This is a genomic window from Pseudoalteromonas sp. TAE56 (genome assembly GCF_000497955.1).
In the GTDB taxonomy this organism is placed as follows: domain Bacteria; phylum Pseudomonadota; class Gammaproteobacteria; order Enterobacterales; family Alteromonadaceae; genus Pseudoalteromonas.
Window position 1 is genome coordinate 25,112 of record NZ_AUTN01000074.1, and the last position, 15,398, is coordinate 40,509.

Below are 15,398 nucleotides of genomic sequence, written 5' to 3' on the forward strand. Positions count from 1 at the left end.
TATAAGTTTTTTACTTTACGGACGATAAACTTTTACAGTTTCAAAGCCCTGTTCGTGCAGCATAAGTGCCTGTAGTTGGCTCATTACACCTCTATCACAATATAAATAATAGTCAGTGTCTTTTGGTAAATCACCAAACTTAGTCGCCAGACGGAAGAACGGTAAATGCACCACTTCAATACCATCAATTTCTAAGGGCGCAGCTTCTTCTTCCTCAGGAGAGCGAATATCAACTACTACAGAGCCTATAGGTAAATCAGCAACCGACTCAGCTTCTTTAAGTTCTTGCTTGGCTTCTACATCAATATCACGCACGTCCATTATACGTGCATTATTTACAACAGTATCAAGCACATCAAAGTCGAATTTTTCTTCCTCACCAAGAATAACGTCTATTTTGGCTTTAACCGTTGGCTTTTTAGAAATAACACCACAGTATTCAGGCATTGTTTCTGCCATTTCGGCTGTACCAATTTGGCGAGCAATATTAATAATTTCTTGCTTATCGTGTTGAATAAGCGGACGTAAGATAAGTGTTTCAGTAACACGGTCAATCACGCTTAAATTCGCTAATGTTTGACTAGATACTTGGCCAATACTTTCACCAGTGACAAGTGCCTGAATGTTTAACTTTTCGGCAACTACACTACCCGCGCGCATCATCATACGTTTAAGTACAACACCCATTTGGCTGTTTTCAACGTTCTCTAATATTTCAGCAACAACAGGTTCAAAATCAACCGTTACAAATTTAACTTTATGTGTAGAGCTGTATTTTTTCCATAAGTAGTAACTTGCTTGCTTAACCCCAATTTCGTGGGCTGCGCCACCAAGGTTAAAGAATAAAAAATGTGTGCGCGCGCCTTTACGAATCATTTGGTAACTTGCTACGCCAGAGTCAAAACCACCCGACATAAGCGAAAGCACATCTTCTTGCGTTGGCAGCGGAAAACCAGCCATACCAAAATGGGTTTGCGAAACAATGTAAGCTTTATCATCTTTTACTTCTAAGCGTATTGTTACTTCTGGGCGGCTAAGCTTTACGCTTGCGCCTTCGATATGTTGATTTAATCCACCACCAACATAACGCTCTAAATCAGTTGAGGTAAAGTCGTGTTGACCTATACGCTTTGCACGAACACAAAAGGTTTTACCTACAATTGTATGACCAACTAACGCTATTGTTTTTTGGTAGATATCATCAAGAGTTTCGAATTGTGTTTCGGTTACTTCAATAAATTGAACAATGCCAGGGATGCGTTTAAGGCTATCGATAAAATCAAGACGAACTTGTGCGTCTTCAAGTTTCGTAACAACTGAAATGTTATCCCAGTTATTTCTTACTTGTACTTTTTCGTCAACACGTCGCAATACAATTTTAATGTTATTTTCTAACACTTTAGTAAAGCGTTTACGGACCGAACGGCTTTTAATGGCTATTTCAGGATGTAGTTTGACGATAAATTTAAGCATAGTTCACTCTTAGACTGCGGGAATTCGCGCTCCCAGGCATTTGGCGCGGGATTATAGCAAAAAATTCAGCGCCTAGGAAACAACCAAGAGCAAAGGCTAAACAACAGTTGGGGCTTGTTGTGCTAATTCAGTATATTTTTCACGTAGCAGGTTCATTTTATCAATGCTTTTATCGGTACTGTACGCTCTAAATAATGTAAGTACTTTTAAAATACCATGATATATATCTTGCTCAGCAAGCGTACCACTTGGCCTACGGGCTTTAATATAAGGTGTCCAAAAACTAACCGTTAACTTTAGTGTATGTGCTAAATCAATGACATCTTGCTCATCAATAGCAATCATTTCACTGTCGCGAAGTCCTAAAATAATTTTACGAACTTGCTCTAGTAATTCGAGTTGAAAATCAATATAAGCTTGTTTTAAATCAGCATCTCTAGAGAGAATATCACCGAGATTGTCGTAAAAAAAATGATAGCGCCACATCAGCTCAAATAACGAATCTAGGTAAGCCGTTAAATGATTAAAAGCATCATCATCTTTATTTATTGGTTTAAAGTGAGTATTTAAATGATCGCGATACAACGCAAAAATATGACGGATAATGTCTTCTTTATTTTTAAAATGATAATAAAGATTACCCGGGCTCATCCCTAAGTTTGATGCAATATGATTTGTCGTTATTGCACGCTCACCATTTTCGTTAAACAACAAAATACTGGTGTGTATTATTTTATCCTTGGTATTCATATGCTAATACTCAAATTATCTATAGGCTACATTACACTCAAAAGAGGTAAACAGTATAAACAAATATGAATCATTAAAACACTCCCACCATGGACTGACCTGTTTAAAGAAAGTAAGTGTTTATATGGTTTTTTAGCTAGGCTGCTTTGTGGCATAAACACTGTTAAACTAGCGCTAAAATAATAAACAGTGAATATTATGAAAGTTATTGCAATTTACCCAGGCACCTTTGATCCATTAACTAACGGGCACACAGACCTTATTCAACGTGCGGCTAAAATGTTTGATACCGTATTAGTTGCTGTTGCTAATAATCCAAGTAAAAAACCCTGCTTTAGCCTTGAAGAACGTGTTGAACTTGCAAACACTATTTTAAACCACTTAAACAATGTTAAGGTAATTGGTTTTTCTGGTTTATTGGCTGACCTTGCGCGCGATCACAATGCTAATGTGCTTATTCGCGGTATTAGAGCGGTCTCTGATTTTGACTATGAATTTCAATTAGCGAATATGAACCGGCGCCTAAACCCTGATTTAGAAAGCGTATTTTTAACACCCGCAGAGCAAAATTCATTTATTTCATCAACACTCGTTAAAGAAGTCGCTCGCCATAATGGTGACGTAAGCGAGTTTGTAAACCCTGTAATTGTTAAAGCTCTAAAAACTAAACTGGGCTGTGGTGCCAGTTAATAATAAATAAGGCCTGTTAGCACTGAAAACCATTACTAATAGGTCCTTTTATTAAACACTTTATTTAGCTTTCCTTCTAACCAAGCAAGTTTTAAAACATCTTTACCTATAAAGAAAATCAAAACCATGGTCAAATCTGTAAAATTCATACCTACTATGTACACCCACCAGAACCACCAAAATTCATAATGGTGCATAACATCATTATCTATATACATTGCAAAAAATAGTAAGGTGTTTATACCTAAACCAAATAATAAATAAATGTATACACCGCTAATCTTTATATAAAAGCCAGATAAAATAATAACAAATAGAGTAATAATATCGAATAAGAAAAAATCGAAGTAAGTTATCGCATCCATATCAATAAAAATACTAGAAGAGTAAGAAAGTGCCATGATGAAAGATAGCCAAACAATGCTTTTATCTGCGCTATTTATCGAACTTACTAAAGAATATAAAAAAGCCATCAAAAAGCCCCACTGTACAAAAGCACCTATATAAAAAGAGATATTTGTATTTAAAAGTAGCTCAACCATCTTACTCCAACACTAGATAAATAAAAATTATGCCGCTTTACGGCAACATCAAAAAGGCATAAAACCACTGTTGTATTCAGTTGAACTTTACCGCCTCACCCATTTAAATATAACTTTTTAAAACTCTTTAAGAGCTTGTTTAAGCCTAAAACATCCTTATTGATGATTAATACCAATGCCATTGTAAAATCGACAAAGTACATTCCAAAAATATAAACAGTCCAAAACCACCAATAGTAAAGAGTACCTGCAATTTCAATATCGTAATGCATACCTAAAAATAAACATGCATTAATAAAAAGCCCAACAATTAAATAGGAGAAAGCAATTGGTACTAATTTTTTATATATAAACCGCCAAAGTATCAGGACGCTAATAGTAGCAAGATCATAATAGAAGTAATTTAGATGAGGATTTTCAATAAGTGGATCCATAAAAAGACTAGATATATATGAGACCATCATTATAAATGAAAGATGCATTCTACTTTTATCATTTTTATTAATACTCGCTGATAGGTTATATAAAAATGCGATTAGGAAGAACCATGTAAATAGTATTGCTACGTTATACCCTAAATCTACCAAAGCCCATAGTATGTCAGCCACTACTATTTATTCCTTTTCATAATACTATTGTGGAACCATGTTTTAATTGCAGCTAAAGCTAAAAAATCTTTGTTTATAAAAAATATAGCTACCATCATGAAGTCGGCTAAATTAACAACAATTGAATAAAAAAACCAAAACCACCAAGGTTCGTAATTATTAAAAACTGACATATCTATATACATACCAAGAAATAATGATGAGTTTATAGTCAACCCTAACAACAAGTAGATCGATATAAGATTTTCAATAATGAAAAACCTTAAAATAAAGATGGCTAAAATAGTTGCTATATCAAACAAAAAGAGCTGAAGGTACGATATGTGTTGTATATCGATAAACAGACTTGAGGAGTAAGAAATTGACATAACAAATGATAACCATACAGCTTCTTTTTTAGGTGTGTTAATACTTACAACTAATGAGTACAAAAAGGCCATTAGAAAGCCCCATTGAGAGAAAGCTTCTACATAATCCATTAGGGCTTCAGTAACGTACATTTTAAACTAGGTTACTTTGTGGGTATCGTTTGATTTGAAGTAGCTGAGTAATTTGTTTTTTAATTTATGAAGACCAAGAAAGTCTCTATCTACAATTAATACCACTATCATAACTAAATCAGATATATTAATGCCAAATGAATATATCTCCCATAGTATCCAATGAGTTGTATTTTCGTATATATAGATATCAATATATATAGATATCAATAAGGCTATATTAAATATAAGACCTGTTAGCAAGTAAAGAAAGGAGGGAGTAGTTTTTTTTATAAAATAAAGACAAATTAATAGGCATATAACAGTGGCTATATCATAATATATCCAATCTAGATAAGTCGCTGCGTTTATCGAAAGGAAAGTAAAAAAATAATCACCTAAAGAGTATGATAGCATCATAATAAATGAACTGAGTAGAAGGGTACTGTTTCTTTTGATACCTAGTGAATAAACAAAGGCATTAAAAAAAAAAGCCATTAAAAAACCCCAGACAGCAAAAGCTGACAGAGAAAACATACCAAAAAACTCAGTTAAAAACATTTAATACCTATATTCACTATTTTGGTTTCTTCGGTAGATACACACCGCCGCCTCGCTGAAGTTCTTCACTGCTTGCTGCAGCCATACCTTCTTGAGAGAAGCTTACTGTATCAGATTGCAGGGTTTTAGGGCTAGCAGTTTGTTCCATTGCAGGCTTTAATTGTTGTGTTTTGTTGTATGCTTGCATTTGTACTTGGCTATTAGCTGAAACTTGCATGTGATTGATCCTTGTAAAAGTTTTAATTATATTTGGTGCAACTTTTAACCACATTATTATGTAGATAAATGCATCACCTGTTTAAAGTAGTGATAGCTATTTTGCTATCTACCTTATACAAAGCAACCAATGTGCCAACTTTTTTTGACACCTTAAAATTCACTCAAAACATACTTATATAATCAAACCAAACAACTCCGACCAGTTTACTGTAAACATAAAAAAACGCACAGGGATAACCGTACGTTTTTTGTATCCAGGGAGTTTAAGCTACGTATTTACACGGGATCTCCGCACGTGTACTTAGCTTCAAAATATATTCCATTGCTACTTCGTCACAATTTTCTTTACGAAGGCAAAGTTCACAATCTTTCATTACTTTTTCAGGCAAAGAGTCTTTGCTACAAAAAGTAAAACGTTGCTGCTCAAAAAAGTCTGGTACACGCGTTAATACAATAACGCGGTTAAGTGCCAATTTTTTGGCTTTAGCAAGTAAGTGCTCTACAAGCAGTCTTCCCTGCCCCGACACTTTACTTTCTGGGTTTATGCCCAGTGAGCGTATTTCAGCAAGGCCTGTATCGTAAATGTATAACGACGCACAGCCCGACACTTTGCCGTTTATTTCTGTTACTGCAAATTCGTTAATTGAGTGAACCATGTCGCTCTTTGCACGAGGCAGGTTTTCACCTACCGTTGCCCAATGCTGTATAAGTGTGGCAATTGCTTCTACATCATCTAAATTTGCATCACGTACCGTTATTTGCTGTTTTTTTTTGGCTTCTTTAACAGCATTGGTTACTTGTTCAATAGACGTCCCACCAAGGGCCTTACGTGCTTTTATACACGCATCAATTTCAAGTACTGGATAAACATCGTCTTCAAATACAGTGTTTACTGACTTGTACTGTTCAAGCGATAGCTCTTCAAGCGTTTTACCTTCGCTAATCGCAAGCTGTACAAGTACACCTACGATGTGATGCCCTTCTCTAAATGGCACTCCTTTAGCAACTAAGTAATCAGCAAGTTCGGTGGCATTTGCATGTCCTCCTTTTGCTGCAGCAAGTGTCTTATCACCGTTTACTTTAACGCCTTTAATACATGCTTGCGCCATATGAATACATGCAAGCCATGTTGGCATAGCGTCGAATAGGCCTTCTTTGTCTTCTTGCATATCTTTATTGTATGCAAGTGGCAGCGCTTTTAACGTCATCATCATAGCGCTAAATGCACCAAATACACGTCCGGTTTTACCGCGAATAAGCTCGAGTGCATCAGGATTTTTTTTCTGAGGCATGAGCGATGAGCCTGATGTTACGTTATCAGCAAGCTCTATAAATCCGGCTTCACCCGAATTATAAAAAATCAGATCCTCTGACATACGAGATAAGTGAATCATCGAAATAGACGCACAACTTAAAAGATCTAAAACAAAGTCACGATCAGATACGCCATCAAGGCTGTTTTTTGTAGCCGCTGTAAAACCTAATCCGTGTGCTAATGCTTGGCGATCAATCGGATAAGCTGTACCGGCTAATGCACCGCTGCCTAATGGGCAAAAATTCATGCGCGCTTTAGCATCTTGCAGGCGGCTTTCATCACGCTCTAGCATTTCTACATATGCCATACACCAGTGGCTGAATAGTACTGGTTGTGCGCGTTGCAAGTGCGTGTAACCTGGTAATATTGTACCAAGCTCTCGCTCTGCAAGCGCTACAAACTCGCCTTTAAGCTGTGCAATAGCATCTAGTAAATGGTCAGCCGTATCACGGCACCATAATCTAAAGTCGGTGGCAACTTGGTCATTGCGGCTTCGGCCTGTATGTAATTTTTTAGCTAAATCACCTACTTTTTCAATTAGAGCTGCTTCAACATGTGAATGAATATCCTCTGCACCTGAAGTAGCTACCGCTTGTGGATCTGCTTTAACTTCTTCAAGCAGCTCATTTAATGCAGCAACTAATTTTGTGTGCTCATCACTTGAAAGTACATTTACCTGCTCAAGTGCGCCAGCCCATGCGACAGAGCCAATAATATCTTGCTCTGCTAACTGGTAGTCAAAGGGAAGAGAGTCGTTAAATTGCTTAAACGCCTCATCTGGACCCGTAGAAAAACGTCCGCCCCATAATGCCATGAAATCTCTCCAAACCCTGTAGTGCCCCTTTTATAAGAGGCTATAAATAATTTACTTTTTAGCCAATGCTGAAATTCTGCTTGAAAGCGAAAATAAACGAATAAAGCCTTCAGCGTGTGACTGGTCGTACACATCATCTTCGCCAAATGTAGCAAATGCTTCGCTGTATAAGCTATTTGGTGACTGCTTTTGAACTGCAGTTACTTGGCCTTTGTATAGCTTAAGTACAACTTCACCTGTTGCCACTTTAGAAAGTGCTTCTGCACCGGCTAAAATAGAATCTTTAAGAGGTGTAAACCAACGGCCGTCGTATACTAAATGCGAAAACTCACCACCGAGTACTTCTTTCCACTTACGGCTTNTTGAAGCGCTGCCATAATGACTGTGCCGCCTGGGGTTTCGTAACAACCGCGTGACTTCATGCCAACTAAACGGTTTTCTACAATATCAACACGTCCAACACCATGAGGCGATGCAATATCGTTTAATTTAACTAAACAATCGTAAGGTTTAAGTTCTACGCCATTTACAGCAACCACTTCGCCTTCAACAACTTTTAATGTTACTAGTTCTGATTTATCTGGTGCTTGCTCTGGAGAGTTAGTCCAAGTCCATACTTGTTCAGTTGGTTGACACCATGGGTCTTCAAGCTCACCACCTTCGTGCGAAATATGCCATGCGTTAGCGTCACGGCTATAAATTTTTGTAGCAGATGCTGAACACGGAATGTCACGCTCTGCTAAGTAATCAAGTAATGATTCACGGCTCGATAAGTCCCACTCACGCCATGGCGCAATTACTTTTAAATCAGGGGCAAGGGCCGCAAAACATGATTCAAAACGAACTTGGTCATTACCTTTACCAGTACAACCATGAGAAAGTGCATCAGCACCTACTTTACGCGCAATTTCAACTTGTGCTTTAGCAATAATTGGGCGCGCCATAGACGTACCTAATAAATAAGTGCCTTCGTAAATTGAGCCTGTTTTAAGCGTTGGGTAAATGTAATCACTTACCATTTCATCTTTTAAGTCAACTACGTAACATTCAGATGCACCAGAGGCAATTGCTTTAGCTTCTACGCCTTCAAGTTCTTCAGCGCCTTGACCTACATCAGCAACAAACGCGATTACTTCACAGCCATAGTTTTCTTTTAACCATGGAACGATAGCCGACGTATCAAGACCACCAGAATAGGCTAAAACGACTTTTTTAATTGAACTCATAGGTGTTCCTTAACAAAATTTGGATTTAGTAATGTAACTAGCAGAGCATTTTGCGCATGCATGCGATTCTCTGCTTGTTGAATAATTTTAGATGCTGGACCATCCATTACCTCAGAGGTAATTTCAAATTCACGGTGTGCCGGTTGGCAATGTAATACCGTAGTCGCACCAGTTTGATCTAGCAATGCCTGATTTAATTGATAAGGCATGTATTTTTCTTTTACTTGCTCAAGCGGCGTTGTATCACCCATTGATACCCATGTATCTGCGTATACAACATTTGCACCAACCGCAGCTTCAACTCTATCGCTCACCATAACTGATGCGCCATTCATTGCTGCAATTTGCTCAGCCTTCTTAAGTATTTGCGAATCTGGTGAACATCCTTTTGGGGTTACAGCAACAAAGTCAGTACCTAGCGTTGCAGCAAGTAACATCAATGAATGAGTCACGTTATTGCCCTCACCTAAGTAAGCTACTTTAAGCTCACTTACATCCCCATGTACTTCTTGAAGTGTTAAAAAATCAGCAAGAGCTTGGCAAGGGTGGTACAAGTCACATAAGCTATTAACTACAGGTACTGATGCATATTCACCTAACGTAGTTAATGTACTGTGTTGATTTACACGCGCTACAATACCGTCGGCCCAAGTAGAAATATTAAGTGCAAAATCTTTAATTGATTCGCGTGCACCCATAGCACCATTTTGCTGATCTAAATAAACAGCATGGCCGCCAAGGCGATTAATGCCTATATCAAATGATAAACGTGTACGTAAACTTTGTTTTTCAAACAATGTTACGATTGATTTTCCTGATAATACTTGGCTGTATTTTTCTGGCTTTGCCTTAATATCGCGCGCTAACTTTAATAAATTAAGTGCGCCTTCTTTGTCTAACTCTAAACCCGTTAAAAAATTCTCAAACATAATAAACCTATGGTGTAATCTTTGTTCCGACATGCTCACCTTGTAGCAGAGCAGTTAAATTTTCTGGCTTTTGCCAGCTGGAAATATACACACCGCGTCGTAAGTGTTGGGCAGCGTGAAGACTGGTCTTAACTTTGACCTCCATCCCGCCCACAATTACTCCATCTGTAATTAAAGTATCAATGTGTTTTGTGTCAAGTTGATGTAACGGCTGTTTATTTGCATCAAGTACCGCTTCTACATCTGTCATAAAAATAAGTTCTGCATTTAAATTACTAGCAATAGCCGCTGCAGCTTCATCTGCATTTACGTTGTACCACAAGCCTTGTTCATCAAAGCCGATAGAGCTAACAATAGGTAAACGACCTATTTTAAGTAAATCACTAATTATAGAATCGTCGTTGCTTTTGCACTTACCTACTAAGCAAAGCGCTTTTAGCTTTTGAGTAGCAGTCACACCCGCTTCAAAAAGGCTTAAGCCAACAGGTTTATGCCCTGCATTAATCGCCTGAGTCATTAATTGTTTATTAGCACAACCTGCAAGTGCCCCAACTATATAAGGCATTTGCTCTGCTGGACTAATACGTAAGCCTTGGTGCTTAGCACTAGCAAAACCGGCTTGCTTAAGCCATGTATCAACTAAAGAGCCACCACCGTGCACAATGACAAACTCATTATTTTTTTGCTCATTGAGTACATCAAATAACGCTTTTGCTGCATTTTCTGTATTAAGTACTGCACCACCGAGTTTAATAACCCACGTTTTTTTACTCATTTAAAACGCCCCTTTTAAGCCGGTCGTGTGCTCTAAATTCATAGAAATATTAATACATTGCAAAGCTTGACCGGCAGCACCTTTTAATAAGTTATCAATCGCAGACATTACAATTAACTGCGTGCCTTGTTGTTGCCAACCAATATCAACAAATGGCTGCTTAGCTACACCTTTAATTGAAGGTATTTTATTGCCTAACAAACGAATTAATGGCTCGTTAGCAAGTACTTGATAAGCCGATGCAACGTTTTCCTTGGTAACGCCTGGCTTAAGTTGTACATAAATAGTTTCTAAAATACCGCGCGGGAAATTACCTAAATGCGGTGTAAATAACACTTTGTGGCCAAGGTGTTGTTCAATTTCAGGACCGTGGCGGTGGTTAAACAAACCATAAGGTGCAAGCGATACCTCACAAAAATGTGTTCCTACACTCGCTTTACGCCCGGCACCCGTAACACCCGATACGGCATTAATAATAATACTTTCACTGCTCAATAAGCCTGCTTTTTTAAGCGGTTTAAGTGCATTAAGTGCGGCAGTTGGGTAACAGCCTGCAACAGCAATTAGCTTTGCGTTAGCTATAGCATCACTGTTCCACTCTGCTAAACCGTAAGCCGCTTCATTTAAAAGCTCTGGGTGTTGATGCTCAAAACCATAGTAAGTAACGTAATCATCATTACTTGCTAGGCGATAACCACCAGACAAATCAAATACTTTTTTACCCATAGCTAAAAATTGAGGCGCTAAATCAACACTTACTTTGTGATCGGTACATAAACATACATAGTCAGCATCATTTTGAATGTCATCAAAAGCTGATGCACTAAGAGGAAGTAAAGGACAATCTAGTAAGCCAAGGTGCTCTGGATATAAATCACTTAGTAATTTATTTTTATCTAAGCTACCCTCAGATACATAACAGCCTGTTAAGGTAAGGTTTGGATGATTAGCAACTAAGCTTGCTAACTCTGCGCCGCTGTAACCGCTTGCGCCAATAATAACTACATTCATTGATTACTCGTTATTTTTAAATTTACGGCTAAATATATATGTTGTTCGCTTAAACTAGCTAAAACGCTAAATTAAGACTTAATTTAATGAATTTGTAGATTATCGTCGCATTATTTTCATAGCTTTACTTTAATATATTTATGCTTAAAAAGTGAATTGATATTCATCATAAATACTTTTATATTGTTATGCAATTAAATTGAATAATAATTTTGGATTTTTTATGCCTTTGCCTTCGTTTATTTCTATGTATCAACAATTGATTGCAGCCCCTTCTATTAGCGCAATTGAAGACAACCTGTGTATGAGCAATAAAAACGTAATCGAACTCCTTGCAAACTGGTGTGAAACACTTGGTTTTACGTGTGAAATTATTGAACTAGAAGGTGGTAAGGGCCGCTTTAATTTATTAGCAAAACGCGGGAAAGGCGATGGCGGATTAATGCTTGCGGGCCACACTGATACAGTGCCTTTTGATGACAGCCGCTGGAACCACAATCCGTTTAAACTTACCGAACTCGACAATAAATTGTACGGGCTAGGAAGCATTGATATGAAAGGTTTTTTTGCTTTTGTATTACATGCGATTAGTGAGCTTGATGAAAAGCAGCAAACTCAACCTATTTTAATACTCGCCACTGCCGATGAAGAAACAACTATGGCAGGTGCACAGCAAATATGTAAGCACCCTAATTTAAAACCTGCGCGCTGTATAATTGGCGAACCTACTGATATGACTCCAGTATTTATGCACAAGGGCCATATGAGTACATCAATAAGAGTAGTTGGTCGCTCTGGGCATAGCTCAGATCCCGAACGTGGCCTTAACGCCATTGAAGTAATGCATAAAGTGATTACAAAATTGATGTTCTTAAAAGAGCAACTAAAGCATAAGTATTCAATAAATCACTTTGAAATTCCTTATCCAACATTAAATTTAGGTAATATTCATGGTGGCGATAACGCGAATAGAATTTGTGGTTGCTGTGAAATGCATATAGATATGCGCCCATTACCGGGTTTAAGCATTAAAGAACTACAAGCATTAGTACACGATGCAACGAAAGAAATTAATGATCAATACCCTAACGCTGTGAGTGTTATTGATTTACACGAACCCATTCCGGCATTTAGTGGCAGCACCGACAGTGCTTTAGTAAAAATGGCTGAAAAAATAGCGGGGCAAAAAGCGGTCGCGGTAAATTACTGTACTGAAGCTCCTTTTATACAACAACTTGGCTGTGAAACAATTGTAATGGGTCCAGGTTCAATTAACCAAGCGCATCAACCTGACGAGTTTTTAGCGATGGAAAAAATAAAACCATCACAACAAATAATCACCGATATTATTAAAGCTAATTGCTTTAGCTATCCGGGTCACTAGCTGCTTATAACAACACAAATAATAAAGGCGCCAATTGGCGCCTTTATTAGATGATTAAATACTAATATTTAATCACCTTTAACTTCTAAATTAATAAACTTAACTAGCTCTTCAGGTTGCCCTACTAGCATCATAACTTGTTGATTAATTTCCATCATGGTTTTACCTTCAGGTAGCTTTGCAGATACGCTAAATGAATTTAAACCTTTAGCAAAGCTAGTTAAAGCTGCGGCTATGTCTTCAGTAACAGGCGCTTGTTGCAACTGTTGCTCTAGCGTCATTTCCATCTGCTCAAGCGTCATACCTTGCTTTTCAAGCTCGCTTGATAATAAATCTTTTAGCTTACCTTGATTATTTAAAACAAAGCTAACATTACGTGGCTCTAACTTACTCATTGCTTGCATAACAAGTGTTTGCTGCTGTAACTCTTGCTCGTAAGTAAGTGGCTGGTTACCCGCTTCTTGCTGTGCTTTACTAATCGCCAATGAAGCATCCATTAATGCTTTTGAATTAGCCAAGCCCATATCCATATTAAAACTAACAATATCTTTTGCATCAAGCTTAACCACAACATCACTGTTGCCAGACTCTTCATCGTAATCAAGTGATGAATGTAAATCGTAACTTGCCGACGCTAACATTTCGTTTGTATCTGCAGGTAATTTTGAAACAAAATCTTTATCAAACTGAAAGCTTTTTACATCAAATGATGTATGCGGTGATATTTTATCTGGCTCGTAACCAGTTATTTCAATGCTTTGAATATTAGCAACATTGTCACCCTCAGGGCTTATTACTTCCATGTTTGTTATTTCTACGCTTTTTGAAATAACACTTGCCGATAAACCAGCGTATTTAAATGTAGCGCCAGTTTGCTCGCTTACTAAAGCAAGTTGCTTATCTACTTCTGCACGCACTTCTTGTGTAGCTACATAATTTGCATAGCTCACGCCACCAACGCCCGCAGCTACAATTGCTGCAACTATTACTAACTTTTTCATGTTATTTCCTTATTCTATTCTTTGTGTAAACCGAGTTTTCTTAAGAGTAACATTACAAATTAACACCCGTAAGTGTTAATTAATTAAACTAAGCAACTCATGTACTGTTTTAACTGGCGTAATTTTAGCGCCAAGCCCTTCCATTGATTTATGATAATTACGAAATGGAATATATATTTCTGTAAAACCATGCTGAGCGGCTTCTTTAACACGTGGTACACCACTGTCGATTGGGCGTACATCGCCGTTTAAGCTAAGCTCACCCATAATACACGTGGTACGAGGTACAACAAATTCGTTTAAGCTACTAAGTAATGCGGTAACCAATGCTAAATCAATACACGTTTCTGTTTCATCAATTCTTAGGCCGCCAACAATATTAAAAAAAGTATCGTGAAATATTTTAGTTTTAGTGTGTTTGCGTAATATACCAGTCAGCATTTTTATACGGTTCATATTTAAACCAACACAAACACGCTGCGGAAATTCTGCCTCGGTTTCGGTCGTTAAACACTGAATTTCGAGCAATAAATTACGATTGCCTTTACGAATACAGGTAATTGTAGACCCTGGTGAATCGGTTGTAGAACCCGATAAAAATATTTCGCTTGGATTATCCACGCTCAACATCCCACGTTCACACATTTTAAAAATGCCCACAGTATCAATATCACCAAAGCGGTTTTTATTTGCCCTAAGGGTTCGAATTTGCCCATCATTGGTATCTATGTGTAAAAGTGCATCGACAATATGTACGAGTGTTTGAGGGCCTGCTATTTCGTTATTTTTATTTACGTGAGCAATAATGAACATGGTTACATCATTTTGCTTACAGTATTGAGTTAACGCTTGGGCTGCACTTTTTACTTGCGATGGCGAACCTGGGCTGCCATTTGCCGTATCGGTTACAACAGCTTGAATAGAGTCAATGACAGCAAACTTAATTTTATTTTTCTCGAGCTCTTCAATAATAGTTTCAACACTAGTTTCTGAAAGTAAATAAAGCTCATCAGGGTTATAGTTTAACTTTAAACGATTTACCCTGTTTTTAAACTGAGATAAAGACTCTTCTGCCGTACAGTAAAGTGATGGCATACGTTGTGACATTCTCGCCACTAAGTCAGATAGTAAGGTTGTTTTACCAGCGCCTGGATCACCCGAAATTATATTAACCGAGCCAGTAGTTACACCACCGCTTAACACTCGATCGAGCTCGCCAATTTCTGTTAGCTGTTTTTCTGCCTCTGACGTAGCAATATCATTAATTTTTTTAGAGCCGCCACCAATACCCCCAGCATAACCACCAACACTTGATCGCACTGCCGCTTTTTTACTTTGTCCTGCTGAAGGTTTAAATTCTGCTAATGTGTTCCATGCACCGCAGCGGCACTGACCTTGCCAACGAGGGTAGTTCATGCCACATTCTGTACACACAAACTCTATTTTTGCCGCTTTAGTCATTTATTACCTTACCTACTATTCTTTAATTTTGAAAATACTTACCATTAAACGCATATTTTGCCATTTCAAGCATTTACTTAGCAACAAACTCTTGCCTGCGTAAAAATCTACCGTCACAATCATTAAATACACATGGTGTTTCTTTTTAGCTATAATTTAG

The 15,398-nt window shown here is 37.7% G+C and carries 14 protein-coding genes and 1 pseudogene; 2 read left to right on the forward strand and 13 right to left on the reverse strand.

The features are described 5' to 3' along the window. Positions 1 to 15: 15 nt before the first annotated feature. The gene (gene thiI / locus L656_RS0106715) at positions 16 to 1,473 is read right to left on the reverse strand and encodes a tRNA uracil 4-sulfurtransferase ThiI (RefSeq protein ID WP_024598607.1); all 1,458 of its coding nucleotides are present in this window, start codon (positions 1,471 to 1,473) and stop codon (positions 16 to 18) included. Positions 1,474 to 1,569: 96 nt separating this feature from the next. Continuing rightward, positions 1,570 to 2,223, reverse strand: a complete 654-nt coding sequence (locus tag L656_RS0106720; protein ID WP_007581663.1) for a TetR/AcrR family transcriptional regulator — start codon at positions 2,221 to 2,223, stop codon at positions 1,570 to 1,572. A 198-nt stretch (positions 2,224 to 2,421) separates the two neighbouring features. Between L656_RS0106720 and coaD the strand changes: the two genes are divergently transcribed. Then, positions 2,422 to 2,913, forward strand: a complete 492-nt coding sequence (gene coaD / locus L656_RS0106725) for a pantetheine-phosphate adenylyltransferase (protein ID WP_024598608.1) — start codon at positions 2,422 to 2,424, stop codon at positions 2,911 to 2,913. A gap of 35 nt (positions 2,914 to 2,948) precedes the next feature. Here the strand turns inward: coaD and L656_RS0106730 are convergent, their stop codons facing one another. The 9 genes and pseudogenes from L656_RS0106730 to argC form a co-directional block, all read right to left on the reverse strand. Further along, positions 2,949 to 3,455, reverse strand: a complete 507-nt coding sequence (locus L656_RS0106730; RefSeq protein ID WP_024598609.1) for a hypothetical protein — start codon at positions 3,453 to 3,455, stop codon at positions 2,949 to 2,951. Positions 3,456 to 3,550: 95 nt separating this feature from the next. After that, positions 3,551 to 4,063: a hypothetical protein gene (locus L656_RS0106735; RefSeq protein WP_024598610.1), complete on the reverse strand. Its 513-nt coding sequence runs from the start codon at positions 4,061 to 4,063 to the stop codon at positions 3,551 to 3,553. Positions 4,064 to 4,065: 2 nt separating this feature from the next. After that, positions 4,066 to 4,542: a hypothetical protein gene (locus tag L656_RS0106740; protein WP_024598611.1), complete on the reverse strand. Its 477-nt coding sequence runs from the start codon at positions 4,540 to 4,542 to the stop codon at positions 4,066 to 4,068. A gap of 577 nt (positions 4,543 to 5,119) precedes the next feature. Further along, positions 5,120 to 5,320: a hypothetical protein gene (locus tag L656_RS0106750; protein ID WP_024598613.1), complete on the reverse strand. Its 201-nt coding sequence runs from the start codon at positions 5,318 to 5,320 to the stop codon at positions 5,120 to 5,122. 265 nt (positions 5,321 to 5,585) lie between these two features. Continuing rightward, positions 5,586 to 7,451, reverse strand: coding sequence for an argininosuccinate lyase (argH, locus tag L656_RS0106755; RefSeq protein WP_024598614.1), 1,866 nt, complete (start codon positions 7,449 to 7,451; stop codon positions 5,586 to 5,588). A 51-nt stretch (positions 7,452 to 7,502) separates the two neighbouring features. Further along, positions 7,503 to 8,677: pseudogene (locus tag L656_RS01000000122010) on the reverse strand (argininosuccinate synthase). Beyond that, complete coding sequence (locus L656_RS0106765) at positions 8,674 to 9,606, reverse strand: ornithine carbamoyltransferase (RefSeq protein WP_024598615.1); 933 nt, start codon at positions 9,604 to 9,606, stop codon at positions 8,674 to 8,676. The pseudogene L656_RS01000000122010 and the gene L656_RS0106765 overlap by 4 nt, the downstream one beginning before the upstream one ends. 7 nt (positions 9,607 to 9,613) lie before the next feature. Continuing rightward, positions 9,614 to 10,381: an acetylglutamate kinase gene (argB, locus tag L656_RS0106770; RefSeq protein ID WP_024598616.1), complete on the reverse strand. Its 768-nt coding sequence runs from the start codon at positions 10,379 to 10,381 to the stop codon at positions 9,614 to 9,616. Continuing rightward, on the reverse strand, positions 10,382 to 11,392 hold the full coding sequence (argC, locus tag L656_RS0106775; protein ID WP_024598617.1) for an N-acetyl-gamma-glutamyl-phosphate reductase: 1,011 nt from the start codon (positions 11,390 to 11,392) through the stop codon (positions 10,382 to 10,384). It abuts the gene before it with no gap. 223 nt (positions 11,393 to 11,615) lie between these two features. On the opposite strand from argC, the gene argE reads away from it, so the two are divergent. Then, on the forward strand, positions 11,616 to 12,776 hold the full coding sequence (gene argE, locus L656_RS0106780; RefSeq protein ID WP_024598618.1) for an acetylornithine deacetylase: 1,161 nt from the start codon (positions 11,616 to 11,618) through the stop codon (positions 12,774 to 12,776). 68 nt (positions 12,777 to 12,844) lie between these two features. Here the strand turns inward: argE and L656_RS0106785 are convergent, their stop codons facing one another. Next, positions 12,845 to 13,777 carry a hypothetical protein gene (locus L656_RS0106785; RefSeq protein ID WP_024598619.1) on the reverse strand — a complete coding sequence of 311 codons (933 nt, stop codon included), beginning with the start codon at positions 13,775 to 13,777 and terminating at the stop codon, positions 12,845 to 12,847. Between the two features lie 75 nt (positions 13,778 to 13,852). After that, the gene (radA, locus tag L656_RS0106790) at positions 13,853 to 15,238 is read right to left on the reverse strand and encodes a DNA repair protein RadA (RefSeq protein ID WP_024598620.1); all 1,386 of its coding nucleotides are present in this window, start codon (positions 15,236 to 15,238) and stop codon (positions 13,853 to 13,855) included. Positions 15,239 to 15,398: the final 160 nt, after the last annotated feature.